Here is an 18,174-nt window from a genome sequence, read left to right on the forward strand (position 1 = left end):
GCGGAGAGCGACCATGCAAGAACTAAAACAAAAGGGGCTACGCGGACCCTGGGTTGACGTGCCGTATGAACCTACGCTCTACCATTTCCTCGGTCCCTTCGACGTGTACGACCGCGAACACACTCTGGGCTTGGAGCTGGACACCTGGGACATGAACGACCCGGTCCAGCGCGCGGCGCTGATACGGCGCCACATCACGTCGCAATACAAGGAACTGAGCTACCGCCACCGCCATGCGCTGGTGGCCGTGCTGGCGCAGGCGCTGCAAGACCCCGCCTACGATTTCCAGGCCATCCTCGAGCATGACCCCGAGAGCACCTACGCCCTGCCCGCCCGCTGGGACGAGATGGACGATCCGCGCGCCTTTTTCGCGGACATTTACCGGCTGGCGCAGCAGGACTGGCGCGACGACCTGGCGCGCGCGGCGGCGGAAGATCCAGCCAGCTGGTAGCGCGGCGCCAACGCCACACTATCGACACGATAGCCTGCAGGATCTCTTTCCCTCTGTAAATGCGATTGCGGCCGCTTGCACGCAGCGTTGCAAAAACGCCCCACTCAAAAAAATACTGTTGCACCAGCGCATGTCTGCTGGCATCGCGCTACCATGAACCGTCGGCACTTCGATAGGCGCCGCCTCACCGCACCGGTTCCCTGCCGGTTTCCCCTGCCGCAATGTGAAGGAGATTCTCATGCCCAAGTTCGCCCCTGCCATCTGCCTGTCGGTCATGCTTGCCGCCGCGACGCTGCCCGGTATCGCCAGCGCTGCCGAAGGCGGCGCCACGCGCGCCGACGCGGAAGCCATGGTCAAGAAAGGAGTGGCTTACATCAAGAGCGCCGGCGACGCCAAGGCGTATGGCGAGATCACGGCCAAGTCGCCGCAATTCATCCTGCACGACCTGTACCTGGTCGTCTACAAACTCGACGGCACGGTCGCCGCGCATGGCGCCAACCCGAAAATGGTCGGCAAGAACTTGATCGAGCTGAAGGATATCGACGGCAAGGCCTTCGTCAAGGAACGGGTCGACTTAGCCAAGAGCAAGGGCACGTTCTGGCAGGAATACAAATTCACGAATCCGGAAACCAAGAAAATTGAACCGAAAGTGATGTACTGCGAAAAGCTGGCCGATTCCGTCGTCTGCGGCGGCATCTACCTGTAGCCAGCCGCTGCGCCGCCAGCGCCGGGATGGCACACCGATCTGTCAACGAATTTCTCAACGAATTTTTCAACAAGATGGGCCGCAATGAAAATCGCACAGAAGATGTTGATCGTCCCGGTGGTCGCGCTGGCTTGCCTGCTGGCCATGGGCGCCTTGTCCTATTTCGCCATGCAGCAAAACGAGCAGCGCATGCACGAACTGAAAGACGTCACCCTGACGGCCGAGCGGCTGGCCAACCAGCAAGCCATTGCCCTGGGTCAGGTGCACGCCGACGTGTACGCGAAGATCGCCATCGCGGCCAGCCTGTCGGACGAGCAGTTCAAGCAGTTCGGCGCGCAAACGGATGGCCAGCTGAACGCCATCGCGCAAGGCTTGAAGGAACTGCAGAAATTCTCGGGTGCCGCCACGGAAGCGGGCCAGGCGCTGCCCGGTGTCGAGCGCTACCGTGCCAGCGTGGCGCAGGCGCTGGACCTGGCGTCGATGGACCCGAATACGGGCGTGGCGGCGATGCAAAATGCCGCCGGACACTACCAGCAAGTACGTGGGCAATTACGCCAGGTGCTGCTCAACCTCGACCACCGCACGGTCGAGGCCTTGCAGGAGACAAAAAATGCGGGCCAGCGCGCCGGCTGGTTGTCGCTGGGCACCATGGCCATCGGCTTTGCCTTGCTGGCCCTGATCGCCACGTGGGTGGCGCGTTCCGTGGTGGGGCCCATCGACGACGCCTGCCGCGCCGCTGAATGCCTGGCCGCCGGCGACCTGACCACGCACATCGAAGCCCAGGGCGACGACGAGGTGGGCAAGCTGACCCGGGCCTTGGCCACCGTGCTGAAAAACTGGAATACTTTATTGGGAGATATACGCCAGGCGGGCTCCACCATCACGGTGGAAGCGAGTGAAATCGCGCTGGGCAATGCGGACTTGTCGGCCCGCACCGAGTCGCAAGCCCATTCCCTGCAAGAAACGGCGTCATCCATGCATGCCTTGACCGATACCGTGCGCGAAAACGCCAGCCATGCGCACCAGGCCAACCAGATGGTGCTGTCGACGTCGAACGTGGCGCTCGAAGGCGGCCGCGTCGTGGGCCAGGTGGTCGAAACGATGGGCTCGATCAAGGCCAGTTCCGGGCGCATCGTCGACATCATCGCCGTCATCGACGGCATCGCGTTCCAGACGAATATCCTCGCCTTGAACGCGGCCGTGGAAGCGGCGCGCGCGGGCGAACAGGGGCGCGGCTTTGCCGTCGTCGCCACCGAGGTGCGGGGCCTGGCCCAGCGCTCGGCCACGGCGGCGCGCGAAATCAAGCAGCTGATCGAGGATTCCGTGGCCAGGATAGAAACGGGCAGCGAGCTGGCCGACAGCGCCGGGCGCACCATGGGCGATATTGTCGCCTCCGTCCAGCAGGTGACGGAAATCATGAACGACATCACGGCGGCCAGCCAGCGCCAGAGCAAGGGCATCGAAGAGGTCAACAATGCCATCACGGAAATGGATGAATTGACCCAGCGTAATGCCGCCCTCGTCGAACAATCGGCCGCCGCCGCGCAAAGCATGCAAGACCAGGCGCATGACTTGCTGCGGGTCGTAGACGCGTTCCGCCTGGGCGATGGCGGCCCGCCGTTGCTGCCCCGTCAGTAACGTTGCGGCATCGCAGCCTTGGCGCAGGCCAGCATTTTCCTGCCCGCCTCGGCCAGCGCGGGGTCCGGGTCCGTCTGCAAGGCGCTACCACGGCTGTTCTGATCGTCGTAACTGCCCAGCATGGCCGCATACAGCGAGGCCTGGTCCTGCTTGCGCCAGGTGGCGCTGGGCAAATTGCCGGGGGTGACAGGCATGCCGGCGCTGAAGTAGCCATATAGCCCGCCGACCTGTTTCTTGTGCAGCCATTCCATCAATTGCACGATGCGGTACTGTTCCAGCAGGCTCAATTCACTGACATTGACGCTGGACAAGGCGTAATACAGTTCCAATCGGGCCATCCAGTTGCCCTTTCCGCCGGCCGCCACCAGCGCCTCCCAGGCGGGGCCGACGCGCACCTTGCGCACGTCGACCGGCAATGCCAGCCACGCCTCGACTGCGGCCTGGTCCGGCACGGGGCCGTAGTCAACGGGCGCGCGGCAGACGAACTGGCGCGCATCTGGCCCGCCATCCTTGAGCGCGTTGCCAATCTGCGCGGCAATCTTGTCACCGCTGCGCAGCAGGCGCGTGCCATAACTCTCTATTGTCCAGCTCGGGGGCAGCCGGCCCAGCCAGGCCAGCGCATCGTCGTTGGCGCGGGCCGCCACGGCGTAGGCGGCGATCCTGGCCTGCATCTTGACTTCTTTCTGCTGCTCCGCCAGCTTGCGCGCCTCTTGCTCCTCGTCATACCGGCTCGTGGTCACGGTCAGTTGCATGCATTGCTGGAACGCGTCCGGCGCCCCCTGCCAGCATGCGGCTGGCACCTTCAGCTGCCAGCGCATGCTGACGGTTTTCAGAATATACGTGTCTTCGCCCTCCGCCCCTTTGACATAGGCGCGGCCGTCGGCCTTCGTCACGCCTTTCGCCAGTCGCTTGCCGCCCGCAGTGCTCCACGTATACGGGTCATCGTCTTGCGGCACGCCGGGCGCGGCGTACAGAGTCAGGTAGTGGCCGGCTGCGGCAGGCGCATCGGCGGCATGGCTGAGCGGCGACAGCAGGGATATGGCCAGTAAAGTTCTTCCAGGTTTCAGTTTCAGCATGCAGCAATCGTCAATGAAGTTCCGTATGGCAGGCGCAGTCGTGGCCGCTGGCCGCCTCGGACAGGTTTTGCAGGATCGCGCAGTCTTGCGACGGCTGCGGCTGGTCGCACTGGTGGCGCAAGGTCACCAGTTGCTGCTGCAATATTTGCAAATTCGCCATTTGTTCGGCAATGCGCAAGATGTGGTGGTCGAGCAACTCATTGACGCTCTGGCAGCCTTCAGCCGGATTGTTCTTAAATTCCAGCAAGGCGCGGATATCGGTCAAGCCGATCTGCAGGGAGCGGCAATGGCGGATGAATTGCAACCGTTCTTGGTGTTCTTCGCGGTATTCGCGGTAGCCGGCGCCGTTGCGGCCAGGTTCCTGCAGCAAGCCCGCCTTTTCATAGTAACGCACGGTTTCCACGTCACAATCTGTCCGTTTGGCCAGTTCTCCGATACGCATGGCATCCCCTTTTCATTCTTTATGCGAATTGCGCTTGACCCTGTAGCGGCTACAGGGTTTCTAATGGAAGCATACACGAAACCGGAAGGACGAATGCGATGCCGCACGATAGCCACGACCACACCCACGAACACAAGCATGACCATGCGCACGACCATGACCATGACCACAAGCATGCGCACGCGCCCAAGGCGGCCAGCTGCTGTTCCAGCCAGCATGCGTGCTCGTCCACGCCTGCCGCCCCGTCTGGCCCAGCCTTGCCCAGCACAGCCATCGCCGGTGCCAGCACGGCCAAATACCGCATCGCCAACATGGATTGCCCCACGGAAGAGCGGCTGATCCGCAACAAGCTAAGCAATATGGCGGGCGTCGTAGGCCTGGATTTCAACCTGATGAACCGGGTGCTCGACGTGCACCACACCCTGCCATCGCTGGCCACGGTGGAAGCGGCCCTGCACGGCATCGGCATGCAGGCCATTCCCATGGAGGTGGATGCGCCAGTTGCGCGCGATCCGGACGAGGGCAAGCTGAGCAGCCTGCAAAAAGGCTTGCTGGTCGTCTCCGGCCTGGCCGCTGCTGGCGCCGAAGCGCTGGCGTGGACCACGCATGAAGACAGTTCGCCCCTGGTCATCGCGCTGGCCCTGCTGTCGATCGCCACGGGGGGCTGGCCGACCCTGAAAAAAGGCTGGATTGCCCTGAAAACGTTCACCCTGAATATCAATTTCCTGATGAGCCTGGCAGTCTTCGGCGCCGTCGCCATCGGCCAGTGGCCAGAGGCGGCCATGGTCATCTTCCTGTTTGCCATTGCCGAACTGATCGAAGGTTTGTCGCTGAACCGCGCACGCAACGCCGTGCACAGCCTGATGCAGCTGGCGCCCGACACGGCGACAGTGGCCGACGCGAGCGGCGCCTGGAACCAGGTGAGCGTCGCCACGGTGGCGATCGGCGCCTTGATGCGCGTCAAGCCGGGCGAGCGCATCGCACTCGATGGCATCGTGCAAAGCGGCGAATCATCCGTCAACCAGGCGCCGATCACGGGCGAAAGCATGCCTGTGGACAAGGCCGTGGGCGACGTCGTGTATGCGGGCACCATCAATGAACGGGGCTTGCTCGACGTCACCGTCACGGCCAACAGCGGCAACAGCACCCTGGCGAAGATCGTCAAGGTGATCGAGGAAACCCAGGGCAAGCAGGCGCCCACGCAGCGCTTTGTCGACAATTTCGCCCGCTACTACACGCCGGCCGTCGTCGTCTTCGCCATTTTAGTGGCCTTGCTGCCGCCGTTGCTGCTGGGCCAGCCATTCATGGCCTGGGTGTATAAAGCGCTGGTGATGCTGGTGATCGCCTGCCCTTGTGCACTCGTCATTTCCACCCCGGTCACCGTCGTCAGCGGCCTGACGGCGGCCGCGCGGCGCGGCATTCTGGTCAAAGGCGGGCAATTCCTGGAAACGGGTTATCGCATCAAGGCCATCGCCGTCGACAAGACGGGCACCTTGACCATGGGCAAACCGGCCGTGACGGACGTGGTGGCGCTCGATGGCGGCAGCCGTGACGCCATCCTGCTGCTGGCCGCCAGCCTGGACGCCAATTCGGCCCACCCATTGGCCGCCGCCATCGTCAAGGCCGGTCCGCCTGCCAGCAGCCACTTGCCCGTCAACCAGTTTGCCGCCCTGCATGGCCGCGGCGTGCAAGGCACGATAGCTGGCCAGACGTATTACCTGGGCAACGCGCGCCTGATGACGGAATTGAAGGTATTGACGCCGGCACTGCAAGCCATCCTGGTGGGGCTGGAACAGCAGGCGTACACGGCCATGGTTCTGGCCACCTCCGCCGGCGCGCTGGGCGTCATCGCCGTGGCCGACGTGCTGCGCCCGACGGCGGCGTCCGCCATCGCCAGATTGAATGCGCTGGGCGTGACCACTGTCATGCTGACGGGAGACAATGCGCTGACGGCGCAGCGCATCGGCGCCGAAGTGGGCGTCAGCCTCGTCAAGGCGGAGTTATTGCCGGAAAATAAACTCGATGAAATCAAGGCCTTGCAGCAGCAATTCGGCGTGGTGGCCATGCTGGGCGATGGCGTCAACGACGCCCCGGCCCTGGCGCAGGCAGACATCGGCTTTGCCATGGGCGCGGCCGGCAGCGACACGGCCATCGAAACGGCGGACGTGGCCCTGATGGATGATGAACTGGGCAAATTGCCTGAATTCATCAGCCTGAGCCAGCGCACGCGCAGCATCCTCGTGCAAAACATCAGCTTTGCCATCGGCATCAAGGCCGTCTTCTTCGGCCTGGCCCTGGCCAGCATGGCAACCTTGTGGATGGCCGTATTTGCCGATGTGGGCGCCAGCCTGCTGGTGGTGGCGAATGGCTTGCGTTTGCTGCGCAAGAGTAAGCAAACATAGTTCCACGCAAATATATTTCCATCTGGACAATTGCTGTAAAAAAAGCTACTTTGGCGGCTGTTCCCTACCGCCGCCAAAGTAGCCGATGACCTTTCTTCCCCGCCTGACCCTGCTGGTCACTCTGCTGGCCGGCTCCTCCCTGCATGCCGAACCGATGTACTTCACCCCCTGTTCCGATATGGCCGCCCCCGGCAGCCTGTGCTCGGGCTTGAACGTGCCCGGAAGTTATGACGAGCAAGGCCGCGCCATCGGCGACGCGGATGCCATGCACGTCTTCGTGCGCAAGTTTGCCGCCGATGTACCTGCCGGCAAGCCGGCCAAAGGCACCCTGTGGCTGGTGGCGGGCGGTCCCGGCGAATCGGGCGCCTCGTTCTACAGCCTGCTGCCCACCTTGCGCCGCAGCTTTCCCGGCTTTGAATTCCTGATTCCCGACCACCGCGGCACGGGCCATTCGTCGCGCCTGTGCAAGGCGGAAGAGTCGGAACAAAGTCCCGGCGGCCGTGCCCTGGCAGGGGCCGAATGGGGAAGCTGCTTTGCCGGCATCAACCTCGTGCCGGAATACGCGGGCCAGTTTTCCATCACGATGGCCGCGCGCGACTTGCAAGCCTTGATCGAAGGCGAACGCAAGGCCAAAAGCAAACAGCCGCCAGCGTATGTATATAGTGTGTCGTATGGCACGCAGCTGGTCTTGCGCGCCTTGCAGTTGGGGCCGCTACCCGTCGAGGGCGTCATCTTCGACTCGCTGGTACCGCCGCAGACGGATGCCCGCTGGGACTTGAGCCAGCGCTCGCACGTGGTCAACACGGTCGGCATGCAGGTACTGGCCCGCTGCGATGCGGATGCGGCTTGCCACTCTGCACTAGGCGAGCCGGCCGCAACCCTGTACCGCCGCGTGCTGGATAAAATGCAAGCCGATCCCGCCCTGCTGGCGCAGATTCCCGGCAAGAACCTGAAAAACTTCCTGGGCGGCATGCTTGACGTGCCAGCCGCCCGCGCCCGCATCCCCTATCTGCTGCAAGAACTGGACCAAGGTGGCGATGCTGAGCTGGCGTCCGTGCGCGCCATCCTGACACAGGCAGCGGCCAGCCTGGGCAGTTATCCCCAGTCGCCGCTGTCGATTCCGCTGGTCAATATCATCAGCAATTCGGAAAACAATCTGCAGCCGTCGTTGCGCCCCGGCTGGGCCGCCGCCGACATCGACCGCGACGAGGCGGATTTGCTGTTTACCAGTCCCCTGCCCCGCATCCTGCTGGGCGGCGGCTTGCCCACCTACCCGCGCGACACTTATTTCGGCGCCTTGCCGGCGAAGCTGCCGCCGACCCTGGTGCTACAGGGAACGCTGGACCCGAAGACGCCGTACGCTGGCGCGCAGGCGCAAGTGCGGGCTTTGGCGCAAAGCAAGGCCGGCAAGGTGGCCCTGTCTACCGTGCAGAACGCCCCGCATTTCATTTTATGGACGGCGCCCGCCTGTCTTGAACAAGCCAGCACCCGCTTTATTGTCGGCAAGCCGGCGCAGGATTGCACGCTGTAACTCCCACCGACCAGTTAGAAGAGGACGATATGCGCATCACGAGCCTGGCATTGCTGCTGTTATCTTGTTACGGCGTGGCGCAAGCGGCGCCGCCCGCCGCCCCGTCCCTCTGCGCCTCGCCCGCACAGCCCATCCGCGAGCAAGGGTATGTGCCCATCAATGGCATCGAGCAGTGGATCACGGTCACGGGCGCCGCCTGCGGCAATCCCGTGATCCTGTTCATCCATGGCGGCCCCGGCAACGCGCTCAGTCCTTTTGCGGACGCCATCTACGCCGGCTGGGAACGCCACTACACCCTGGTGCAGTGGGATCAACGCGGCGCCGGCATGACGTATGCAAAACAGCGGCCGGCGGAAGACGTGCCCTTGACCGTGGAACAGATGCGCGACGACGGCGTCGCCGTGGCCCGCTATATCGAACGGCATCTGGGCCAGCAGAAAGTCATTTTGATGGGCAGTTCCTGGGGGTCGATTCTGGGCGTGCACATGGCCAAGGCGCGCCCCGACCTGTTCCACGCGTATATCGGCACGGCGCAGATGGTCAATGCACGGGATAATGAAACGGGCATGTACCGGGAAGTGATGGCGCTGGCACAGGCGGCTGGCGATACGGCCACGGTGGACAAGCTGACGGCGCTCGGTGCGCCGCCGTGGACGGACCCGCGCAACTTCGGCATCTTGCGCCGCTTCGACCGCAAATATGAGGGAATGGCAACGGATGCGCCACCGAAACACTGGTGGCAGCCGGCGCCGTTCTACGCCACGCCGCAAGCGCTGGCCGATGCCGAGGCGGCCGATGACTATTCGTATATCCAGTTCATCGGCATGCGCGGCGACGGCATGTTCGCCAAGGTCGACCTGCCCGCACTGGGCACACGCTTTGACTTGCCCGTGTTTTTCATCATGGGCGAAGCGGACTTGCTGACCTCGCCCGCTATCGCGCGCACCTACTTTGACAGCATCACGGCGCCGGCCAAGGATTTTACTGTGGTGAAACGCGCAGGGCACGACCCCAACCAGGCCGTGCTCGACGCCCAGTGGGCGGTCTTGCGCGACAAGGTGGCGCCGTTGCTCAAGCGCTGATCCATCAGACCGAGATCGCCCGGCGCGCCCGCAGATGCAGGTGGCGGATGGTGGCCGCGGCCGCCATCAGGATGGCGGAAGCCGTGGCCAGCACGACAATAAATGCCTTGTCGAAAGCCGAGCGGGCCAGTTCCGATACTTGCAAGCCCAGTTCGGCTGGCAATTGCTCGGCGGCCAGCAGCGCCGCATCGAGGGTGTCATGGGCATTCGGCAACAGGCCCGCGCTTTCCGGAATCACCAGGGTGGCGCTGTAGACGGCCGACAAGATGGTGCCCAGCACCGTCACGCCGATCACGGCGCCCAGTTCGTACGACACTTCCTCGATCGAGGCGGCCATACCCGCTTGCTGCGGCGCCACGTTCAGCATCACGGCGCTCGACGCGGCCGTCATGACGGCGCCCAGGCCCAGGCCCAAAATCACCAGACTGGCCACTTGCGCCGAGACGGCGGCGTCATGCAGCACCAGATACGATGCCATGCCGATACCAGACAGCAGCAGCGAACCCCACAACACCTTGGCCTTGTCTGCGCGCGGCAGCATGAAACCCGTCAGCGGGCCGGCAAACACGGATGCCAGCGGCAGCGGCAACAACAGCAGACCCGCTTCCAGCGGAGATAATTCACGCACCAGCTGCATGTGCTGGCTCAGCGCCAGTTCCATGCCGATCAGGGCGGCGGACGCCACCATGGCGGCGGCCACGGCGCTGGAAAACGGCAGTTCGCGGAACAGTGCGAAGTCGATCAGCGGCTTGGCTTGCCGCTTCTGGCGGCGCACGAATTTGAGCATGAAGAAAGCGCCCACGACGAACGAGGCGGCAGCCAGCGCATACGACGGCTGCGACTTGCCCAGTTCCTTGATCGCATACACGCCACCAAGCAGACCCATCATGATTTGCAAGGAACCGGCCAGGTCCCACGGCTTGTCGCGGTTACCGGCCCGTTTCGGCAGGACAACGGCGGCAAGCACCAGGGTCAGCAGCACGATGGGCACGTTGATCAGGAAGACGGAACCCCACCAGTAATGTTCCATCAGGAAACCGCCGAGCACGGGGCCAAACGCGGCGCCACCCGAGGCGATGGCCGCCCACACGCCGATGGCGAACGAGCGCTCGCGGTTGTCCGTAAAGGTCAGGCGGATGATGGACAAGGTGGCCGGCATCATCAGCGCGGCGCCAATGGCCAGCAGCACGCGGGCAAAGATCAGCCATTCGGCTGCGGGCGAAAACGCGGCGCACAGCGAGGCGATGCCGAACACGGCCAGGCCGGCAAGGAAAACGGGTTTGTGGCTCAAACGGTCACCGAGGGTGCCGAGGCCGGGCAACAGACCGGAGACGACCAGCGCGTACACGTTGATGATCCACAGTTTTTGCGAGGAAGTGGCCTGCAGGTCGCGCGTCAGCGCGGGCAAGGCGGTGTAGAGCACGGTCATGTCGACCACGATGAGGAACAAGGCGCTGGAGACGATGGCCAGCGTCAGCCATTTTTTCATTGGATGCATAAACAACTCATGGATTTTAGTGTAACTTTTAACAACTATCGGTGTGGATAAAGCGGGTGCTGCGCAAATATTTACGTTCCAGGCTGCCACGGGCCTGGGCTTGTCGGGGGCGGCGGGCGTCAGCCACGGTCGCCATCCTTGTCATCCACGGCAGCCGTTACTGCCGGCATGTCGAGTTCGCGCAGCATGACAACGGACACGTGCTTGAAGCCGCGTCCCTGGAAGAATTTTTGCGCCGTCAGGTTGTGTGCGCCGCATTCGAGGAACAGACGGGCGATGCCGTGGCTGTGCAGCTCGCTTGCCACCCACTCCACCAACTGGCTGCCGATACCGCTGCCGCGCACGGAAGGCAGCAAGACCAGGTCATCTAGCGCGGCGAACGATTTCGAGGCGCGCTGGCGCGTGTCGATGGAGACCAAAGCCATGCCGACGATGGCCTCGCCCGACGTGGCGACAGCCAGCAGGGTCGAATCGCCATGCTCCCAGTCATGCGACAGGGCGGCGCGGATTTCGCCACGGATCACCTCGGGCAAGTCCGCGCGCCAGTTGCCGGGCGCATCGGCGCGCTCGCCCTGCAGCTCCGAATGCGAGATATAGTCGGCGCTGACGTTGTCGAGGTAGAGCTTGCACAAAGTGTCTTCGGCGGTGGCGTCGTGACACCAGCTGAAGCTGATGGCGGGCGAATTGGCTTGAGCGGTTTTCATGGCGGATCTCATGTTATTGACAATGAAATACATTTTATGTCGCCCCAGAATGGCATTCAAGTTAAAATCCATCTATAAAACAGATAGGTTGATGCCATGCAATGGACTTTGGAACAAATGCGCTACTTTGAAGCGGCCGTCGCGGCCGGCTCTTTCTCGGGCGCGGCGCGGCGGCTGGGCCGCGCGCAATCGGTGGTCAGCACCTCGATCGGGCTGCTGGAAGCGGAATTTGGCGTGGAATTGTTTGACCGCTCGCGCCGCAGCGCCGTGCTGACGGAAGCGGGCAAGGTGATGCACCTGGAAGCGTGCGAACTGCTGCGCCAGGCCGAGCGATTGCAGCTGCGCGCCCAACTGCTGAGCGAGGCGCCCGAAGCCCAGCTGACCCTGGCGCTGGACGAAGCCCTGCCCTACCTGGCCATCGGCACTTTGGTGAAAGAACTGGCGGCGCGCTACCCGGCCCTGGAACTGGTCATGCTCAACGCCACGGCGTCGGAAGTGGCGCAGTACGTGGAACAGCAGCAAGCCGACGTGGCTTTTCATTTTGACCGCGGCCCCATCTCCCCGGTGCTGGAACAGCAGCACATCGGTAGCGTGGCGCAAGGCGTGTTCGTCGCAAAAGGCCACGCCATGGCGCATGGCCAGGAAGTCAGCCGCAACGAGCTGACCCGCTACCGCCAGCTGATCATGGATTCCGAGCTCAATCGCGAACACGCCTTCAGCCCCGCCGTCTGGTTTTCCGACAGTTTTTACAGTATTGCCGAGATGGTCGCGGATGAATTGGGCTGGGCGATTCTGCCGCTGAACATCGCCAATTACGACAACTACAAGGGCTATCTGCAGGAAGTGCCCTGCCCTGCGCTGGCTTTATCCAGGCTGCCGGTGCGGCGGTTGGCTATCCATGGCAAGAAGCTGAGCGAGACGAGTTTGTGGCTGACGACCAGGTTGGCGGAGTTGCTGGCGGATGGGCCGCGGGGTAGTGGCCATGATGTAGCTTGACGACGGCGGCGGCGACAGCACCACCAAGATGCTGGCATGGCATGATGCACTGGCCATCAGCGTTAAGTTGATGCGGAAAGCCGATTGCTATGCAGTGCGTTACCGGGTACATGCATTCCCTGCGGCACAGCATCTTGAGTCGGCGCCAGCCTTTGAATTGTAGAATTTATTCAAACGATTGGCATTGGCCCAATTCATTTAAAATCAAATTACCAGCAGAGCATGAAATGATGAAAATAACCTGCGACCATGCAGAAAAAATTGAAATTGCGGTGGAGTTCCCGATTTCAATACTCTGCGAATATAATGGCCATGACAATTTAGATGTGACGCTCGATGATAATATAATATATCTGATTAATGAGGCCTTGAGAAAATCCGGAGTACATGTAAAAAACAAAGTAATGAAAACATATTATTCCGAGAAAAATGAAGAAATTCTAAGTTATCAACTGACATTGATCGTTTGGCCACCAGGATTTAACTTATATTGCATTGTGAATGACTTGACTCAGGAGAATTTTCATCAAGGATTATGTATTAAACTACAATCTCAGCACCATGGTTTTAGAATAGTATATGCGGAATCTGCAGTCGGATGAGGCTGAGCTGAGCATTGATGTATTTCCAAGGCCTGAGTTCACGAGCAAGCTCACCTACAGGTCATTCTCTACCCAGCCTTAATATGTCAGGAAGGACTGCAGCATGGATTTCGATTGGCATGGCGCTATCATCAATAAGTACTGAAAGCTTTACATGACTCACTCAACAGTCCTAAACAACTGGTTCACCATGGCAAAAGGCGATCCCGTGGAGATCGATCCCGACAACATCAATCACGAAGCCATGAGCAATCTGTGGAGCTTTTCGCCCACGGAGGAGGAGACGCCGCAGATCCATGCGGCAGATATCGTTGAATTCATCGGAGAGTTGATCGCGGCACGCAGCAGCGCGCTCGTTGGCGAAGAGATGCTGTTCTATTGCTGGCACGATGCGCAATGCCGCCAGTTGCGTTTCAGCCTGGTATCGCGCTCACATGGGAGGCTGCCGTTTCGCTGCGAACTGCGCGAAACGCAGGATCTGGCGCTGATCGCCGAGCGCGTGGTGAACGGGGACTGGCGCAACGAACATTATATGCAGGCCCCGTCGGAGGACGGCGATGAACAGGAGGTCGTGCCGTTCGTGCTGCCCGTATTTGTCGTGCCCGTGCCGTAGGAATCAGCGCGGCGCAATCACGCCAGGAAACGTGCGGGCCGGCAAGCCTCCAGGGCCGCCGCCGGCTGGTCATCGACGATTTCCCCGCTGGCCAGCTGCCCCACGATGGCCGCCAGCACCACACCCGGATGCATGGCGCACACGTACGCGCCTTCGACCTGCGGCAAGTAGCCGACGATGGGCACGCCGTCAAAGGGCATAGGGCGCAGGCCGACGCCGGCGAATGCGGGCGCGATGGCCTCGGCGCCCTCGAGTTCATCGCGGATCGCGCTGGCCGTGCGCTGCGCGATGGCGGCGGGCTGATTTTCCGGCGCCTCGTCCACATAGTCTTCCGCCGCCAGCATGGTGCCATCTTCGTCTTGCCGCACTTCCATTGCATGGCTGGAAATAATGCCGCGCACCAAGCCGGGCCGCGCCTTGTAGCGCATGAAAATGGCGGGCGAGGCGTGGATGGGCAGGCTGGCGCCCAGCATCTGCGCCAGCGCAGCAGTTCCCGTGCCTGCCGCCAGCACGACCACGTCCGCTTCGATGAGGCCAGCGGCCGTTTCCACACCTGTCACCCGCGCACCCTGGACCACAAAGCCCAGCACAGGCGTGTGCGTGCGGATGGCCGCGTCCAGCGCCCTGGCCGCTGCCAGCAAGGCGTGTGTGGCGGCAACGGCGTCGAGCGCGCCTTGCTCCGGCTCGTGGACGGCCTGTTCCGGCGGCTGTCGCAGATGCGGTTCAAGCTGGACGATGCGCGAGCGGTCCAGCAAGATGGATTCGGTTGACACCCGCCCATCCTGCGTGCCGTATGACAAAGCGCCATGCCAGCGCACGGTCAAGCCGGGCACCTGCGTTTCCAGCTGGCGGTAGGCGGCGATGGCGCCACCGCGCAGGGTCGCAATGGGGTCGGGACCGGCGCAGGACGTGTTAATCCACGCAAACGAGCTGCCCGTCACGCCGGAAGCGATGTCGCCTGCCTCGACCACGGTAACTTGTGCTCCCTTGCTGGCCAGATGGTAGGCGAGCGACGCGCCCATGACGCCGGCGCCGATGACGATGATGCGTTTCGGGCTCTCATGATTCATATCTGTCAACTTTGTTTATTTATCACAGGGCAGAGTCTACCCCAGTTGCCCGCAAATCCAGTGCATAGGCATGGCCGTCGACAACGTTGCCTGCCACGGTGGCGATATCGGGCACGGCCATTCCCTGCACGAAACCGCAGCGTTCCAGCACGCGGATCGACGCCGCATTGCCGTCGATGGCGTAGGCGCACAGGCGTTGCAGCCGCCATTCCTCTTGCGCCAGGGTGATCAAGTAGCGCAGCGCGGCCGTGGCCAGGCCCTTGCCCGCTTGTTGTTCTCCGATGCGGTAACCGACTTCGGCCACGCCTTGCTGCCGGTCAATGTCCTTGAGGTTGGCGCGGCCGATCAATTGTCCGTGTTCGTCGACGATGACGCAGGGATGCATGCGGCCCTGTGCATGTTCGTCCAGGAATTGCGCGACGTGCGCGGCAATGCCGTCGACGGTGTAAAAATTGTCCGGCCGCCGGTCGATATGGCGCTCGAACCAGGCCCGGTTGGCCTGCTCGAATGCCAGCAAGGGCGCGGCGTCGTCGGCGCGCAGGGTGCGAATGGTGTGTGTACTCATGGAAACTCCAGGAAAGGCATGAGTCTAGTGACGCGCTGCCCGGCCCGTCAATCTTGATTCCACGAATCAATATACAGATACAATCGCCGCCATGAAAAACGACTTATCCGCCCTCGACGCGGCGCGCCTCCTGGGCGTCAGCCTGCCCACCCTGTATTCCTACGTGAGCCGGGGTTTGCTGGCGTCCGTCAGCAAGGGCGATTCGCGCAGCAAGCGCTATCCGCAGGAAGACGTACTGCGCCTGGCGGCGCGTAAAAATGACGCCAAGCGGGGCGGCCAGACGGCCGTGGCCGCCATGCACTGGGGCTTGCCCGTGCTGGAAACGCAGATTTCCCACATTCTCGATGGCCGGCTGCTATACCGCGGCTGCGATGCGACGGCGCAGGCCGAGTCCGCGACGCTGGAGACGGCCGCCGGCCTGCTGTGGGACGACAACGCGATAGACTATTTCCAGCAAGATGCTCCTGCCCTGCCGCAGGAACTGGCCAGCGCGCCAGATGCGCCGCCGCTGTCGCGCGCCATGCTGGCCATGGCCATGCTGTCGTCCCTGCCTGCGCCTGCTGACATGCTGCAGTCCGGCCCCGCCTTGATGCGATTGTTGGCCGCCGCCCTGCTCCAGACGGCCCCGTCCGCCTTGCCGCTGCACCGGCAGATGGCCCAGGCGTGGCGAGCCGACGCGGACCAGACTGAATTGCTGCGCGCGACTCTGGTGCTGCTGGCCGACCATGAATTGAATGCGTCCACCTTTGCCGTGCGCTGCGTCGCCTCGACGGGCGCCAGTTTGCCCGCCGCGCTGGGCGCCGGGTTGGCGGCCTTGTCCGGCGACAGACACGGCGGCGGCAGCGCGGCAGCCAGGTGCATGTTGACGCAGGCGCTGGCCACGCCAGACGACAAAGCCGCCATCGGCAGTTTCTACGCGACCATCGCGCCGGAATTCGCCGGCTTTGGCCACCCGCTGTATCCAGACGGCGACCCGCGCGCCGCGTATCTGCTGGACCGTTTGGCAGCGCTGTCGCCCGGGCACCCGCGACTGCACGCCATCCTGTCCGTCTGCGCCACGGCTGGCGAACTGCTGGGCACCAAGCCGAATGCCGACCTGGTGCTGGCCGCCATGGAATTGGCCTTCGGCTGGCCCAAGGGCGCAGCATTGAGCGTGTTTGCGCTGGCCCGTTCGACCGGATGGATCGCGCACGCGGCCGAGCAAGCCGCCAGCGCGGCCCTGATCCGTCCACGCGCACGCTATGTCGGACGCCACCAGCGAGATTAGAAATCGACGCTTGATTTATTACGCATACGTAGTAGTATACTTCGTATGCGTACCAATAATTCTCCTACTTCAGACGTCCCCGATGCCGCAGCCTGCCCGTTGGGCGAACGTTCGCCGCGCCTGTTCAATCTGCTTAACCTGGCGCGGCAGAATCTGTTTCGTTCGGCAGACGCCGTCTTCACCAGCGAACTGGGATTTTCCGGTACGCAAGTGGTCGCCCTGTTTGCCCTGAAGGGCGAAGAAGGCTGCCAACTGAAGGATCTGGGGCGGGCGCTGCAGCTAAAAAACTCGGCCGTCACGGGCCTGGTCGCGCGCATGGAAGAAAACGGCCTGATCGTGCGCGGCCAGTCGGCGTTGGACGCGCGCGCCGGCACCCTGCACATGTCGCCCAAGGGCGGCGAGGTGCTGGCCTCCGCCCTGCCCCTGCTCGACAGTTTGAATCAACAACTGAAGCAAGGTTTCAGCGAGGAGGAGCTGGCCGTCGTCGCCCGCTTCCTGCTGCACGCCTCGCGCCTGCGTTTCCAGCAAGATATTTAACCCATCCATCACCCCACAGGAGCTACCATGCACCCCAACGACATGACCGGCTTGCAACTGATGCAAGCTTTCGCGCAAGGCCTGTTCCCACGGCCCGGCATTTCCAAGACCATGCCCATGGACGCACACACGGTGGAGCATGGCCGTGTCATCTTCACGGCGACGGCGAATGAAACGCACACCAATCCCATGGGTGGCGTGCACGGCGGTTTTGCCGCCACTGTGCTCGACACGGTCACGGGCTGCGCCACGCACACGGTCTTGCCCGCCGGCGAAAGCTACGGCACGACGGACCTGAACATCAAGATGTGCCGCCCCCTGCCCTTCAACGTGACGGTCTACGCGGAAGGTAAAGTCATCAATGCGGGACGCAACCTGGTCATTTCCGAAGGCACGATCCGCGACGAGGCCGGCAAAGTGTACGCGCACGCGACCGCCACCTGCATGATCATCCGGCCGCGGGAGCAAGCGGCCGCTTGATACTGATCGGCGCCATGGCCGAAGCCTGGTTCATCCTGGCCGTCTGCTTTCGGCCAGAAGCGGACGTAGTGAGAATGAGGACGGATGGTTATGCTTACAGTTGTACAGATCAGCACAGCTATCATCAGTGCAGCATGCGCCGTTATGATCGCCTTGTATGCAACGTGGTTGTTGATGCATCGGCTGAAGCAACGCGAGTCCAAACGCCTCGCGTTTAGCAAGTGGGTTCGTCATCTCTTCGAGGCTGTTATGGGCCTCTAAGATTTATAGTGCCTGCAGCGGGACAAATGTCCCAAATGGGGTGAAACCTGGCAACGACGGCAACCGGCCAGAAGCGGTCATTCAATTTATCGCCGTTCCGTATTGATAGAAAGCTCACGATGCTACCCAACGCGAGCAGTGCATGGGACCTAGACGAACTAGCTGCCCGCATGCTGAAAGTCGACCACGCCGGCGAGAACGGCGCGGTTCACATCTATGCAGGACAGATTTTCCTGGCCCGGCTCACGGCGCC

19 protein-coding genes are annotated in these 18,174 nt (G+C 62.5%); 13 read left to right on the top strand and 6 right to left on the bottom strand.

Annotated elements, in window-relative coordinates; genetic code table 11:
- The first annotated feature begins 13 nt into the window (after positions 1 to 13).
- The 3 genes from GYK42_RS28025 (at position 14) to GYK42_RS28035 (ending at position 2,795) form a co-directional block, all read left to right on the top strand.
- Complete coding sequence (locus tag GYK42_RS28025; protein ID WP_166450157.1) at positions 14 to 451, top strand: hypothetical protein; 438 nt, start codon at positions 14 to 16, stop codon at positions 449 to 451.
- 238 nt (positions 452 to 689) lie between these two features.
- Complete coding sequence (locus GYK42_RS28030) at positions 690 to 1,157, top strand: cache domain-containing protein (RefSeq protein ID WP_082654412.1); 468 nt, start codon at positions 690 to 692, stop codon at positions 1,155 to 1,157.
- A gap of 84 nt (positions 1,158 to 1,241) precedes the next feature.
- Positions 1,242 to 2,795: a methyl-accepting chemotaxis protein gene (locus GYK42_RS28035; protein WP_240943902.1), complete on the top strand. Its 1,554-nt coding sequence runs from the start codon at positions 1,242 to 1,244 to the stop codon at positions 2,793 to 2,795.
- Here the strand turns inward: GYK42_RS28035 and GYK42_RS28040 are convergent.
- Both GYK42_RS28040 and cadR read right to left on the bottom strand, forming a co-directional pair.
- Positions 2,789 to 3,871, bottom strand: coding sequence for a hypothetical protein (locus GYK42_RS28040; protein WP_166450158.1), 1,083 nt, complete (start codon positions 3,869 to 3,871; stop codon positions 2,789 to 2,791). The two genes, GYK42_RS28035 and GYK42_RS28040, sit on opposite strands and share 7 nt — an antisense overlap.
- Before the next feature lie 10 nt (positions 3,872 to 3,881).
- Positions 3,882 to 4,313 carry a Cd(II)/Pb(II)-responsive transcriptional regulator gene (cadR, locus tag GYK42_RS28045; RefSeq protein WP_166450159.1) on the bottom strand — a complete coding sequence of 144 codons (432 nt, stop codon included), beginning with the start codon at positions 4,311 to 4,313 and terminating at the stop codon, positions 3,882 to 3,884.
- Positions 4,314 to 4,411: 98 nt separating this feature from the next.
- Here cadR and GYK42_RS28050 point away from each other — a divergent pair, with 98 nt between their 5' ends.
- From GYK42_RS28050 to GYK42_RS28060, 3 genes are all read left to right on the top strand, one after another.
- On the top strand, positions 4,412 to 6,715 hold the full coding sequence (locus tag GYK42_RS28050; RefSeq protein WP_166450160.1) for a heavy metal translocating P-type ATPase: 2,304 nt from the start codon (positions 4,412 to 4,414) through the stop codon (positions 6,713 to 6,715).
- A gap of 85 nt (positions 6,716 to 6,800) precedes the next feature.
- Positions 6,801 to 8,246, top strand: coding sequence for an alpha/beta fold hydrolase (locus tag GYK42_RS28055; RefSeq protein ID WP_166450161.1), 1,446 nt, complete (start codon positions 6,801 to 6,803; stop codon positions 8,244 to 8,246).
- Positions 8,247 to 8,275: 29 nt separating this feature from the next.
- Positions 8,276 to 9,328 (top strand): alpha/beta fold hydrolase, encoded by a 1,053-nt coding sequence (locus GYK42_RS28060; RefSeq protein WP_166450162.1) that lies wholly within the window; start codon positions 8,276 to 8,278, stop codon positions 9,326 to 9,328.
- A gap of 4 nt (positions 9,329 to 9,332) precedes the next feature.
- Here the strand turns inward: GYK42_RS28060 and GYK42_RS28065 are convergent, their stop codons facing one another.
- Both GYK42_RS28065 and GYK42_RS28070 read right to left on the bottom strand, forming a co-directional pair.
- On the bottom strand, positions 9,333 to 10,817 hold the full coding sequence (locus tag GYK42_RS28065) for an MFS transporter (RefSeq protein WP_277346721.1): 1,485 nt from the start codon (positions 10,815 to 10,817) through the stop codon (positions 9,333 to 9,335).
- Between the two features lie 128 nt (positions 10,818 to 10,945).
- Positions 10,946 to 11,530, bottom strand: coding sequence for a GNAT family N-acetyltransferase (locus GYK42_RS28070; RefSeq protein ID WP_166450164.1), 585 nt, complete (start codon positions 11,528 to 11,530; stop codon positions 10,946 to 10,948).
- 96 nt (positions 11,531 to 11,626) lie between these two features.
- Here GYK42_RS28070 and GYK42_RS28075 point away from each other — a divergent pair, with 96 nt between their 5' ends.
- From GYK42_RS28075 to GYK42_RS28085, 3 genes are all read left to right on the top strand, one after another.
- The gene (locus tag GYK42_RS28075) at positions 11,627 to 12,526 is read left to right on the top strand and encodes a LysR family transcriptional regulator (RefSeq protein ID WP_166450165.1); all 900 of its coding nucleotides are present in this window, start codon (positions 11,627 to 11,629) and stop codon (positions 12,524 to 12,526) included.
- A gap of 227 nt (positions 12,527 to 12,753) precedes the next feature.
- A complete protein-coding gene (locus GYK42_RS28080; protein WP_166450166.1) occupies positions 12,754 to 13,128 on the top strand; it encodes a hypothetical protein in 375 nt (124 codons plus the stop codon).
- A gap of 208 nt (positions 13,129 to 13,336) precedes the next feature.
- Positions 13,337 to 13,741, top strand: a complete 405-nt coding sequence (locus tag GYK42_RS28085; protein ID WP_346768174.1) for a hypothetical protein — start codon at positions 13,337 to 13,339, stop codon at positions 13,739 to 13,741.
- A 17-nt stretch (positions 13,742 to 13,758) separates the two neighbouring features.
- On the opposite strand, the gene GYK42_RS28090 is transcribed toward GYK42_RS28085, so the two are convergent.
- Positions 13,759 to 14,811 (bottom strand): NAD(P)/FAD-dependent oxidoreductase, encoded by a 1,053-nt coding sequence (locus GYK42_RS28090; RefSeq protein WP_166450168.1) that lies wholly within the window; start codon positions 14,809 to 14,811, stop codon positions 13,759 to 13,761.
- Positions 14,812 to 14,833: 22 nt separating this feature from the next.
- Positions 14,834 to 15,376 carry a GNAT family N-acetyltransferase gene (locus GYK42_RS28095; RefSeq protein ID WP_166450169.1) on the bottom strand — a complete coding sequence of 181 codons (543 nt, stop codon included), beginning with the start codon at positions 15,374 to 15,376 and terminating at the stop codon, positions 14,834 to 14,836.
- A gap of 91 nt (positions 15,377 to 15,467) precedes the next feature.
- On the opposite strand from GYK42_RS28095, the gene GYK42_RS28100 reads away from it, so the two are divergent.
- From GYK42_RS28100 to GYK42_RS29460, 4 genes are all read left to right on the top strand, one after another.
- Entirely contained in the window at positions 15,468 to 16,643 is a 1,176-nt protein-coding gene (locus GYK42_RS28100; protein WP_166450170.1) for a citrate synthase family protein, read from the top strand.
- A gap of 45 nt (positions 16,644 to 16,688) precedes the next feature.
- Positions 16,689 to 17,180, top strand: a complete 492-nt coding sequence (locus tag GYK42_RS28105) for a MarR family winged helix-turn-helix transcriptional regulator (protein ID WP_166450171.1) — start codon at positions 16,689 to 16,691, stop codon at positions 17,178 to 17,180.
- Between the two features lie 27 nt (positions 17,181 to 17,207).
- Positions 17,208 to 17,660, top strand: a complete 453-nt coding sequence (locus tag GYK42_RS28110; protein WP_034748275.1) for a PaaI family thioesterase — start codon at positions 17,208 to 17,210, stop codon at positions 17,658 to 17,660.
- 431 nt (positions 17,661 to 18,091) lie between these two features.
- A partial coding sequence (locus tag GYK42_RS29460) for a demethoxyubiquinone hydroxylase family protein (protein WP_240943907.1) occupies positions 18,092 to 18,174 on the top strand: 83 nt, incomplete at its 3' end.

It is taken from the genome of Janthinobacterium lividum (assembly GCF_011601275.1).
GTDB lineage: Bacteria > Pseudomonadota > Gammaproteobacteria > Burkholderiales > Burkholderiaceae_D > Janthinobacterium > Janthinobacterium lividum_E.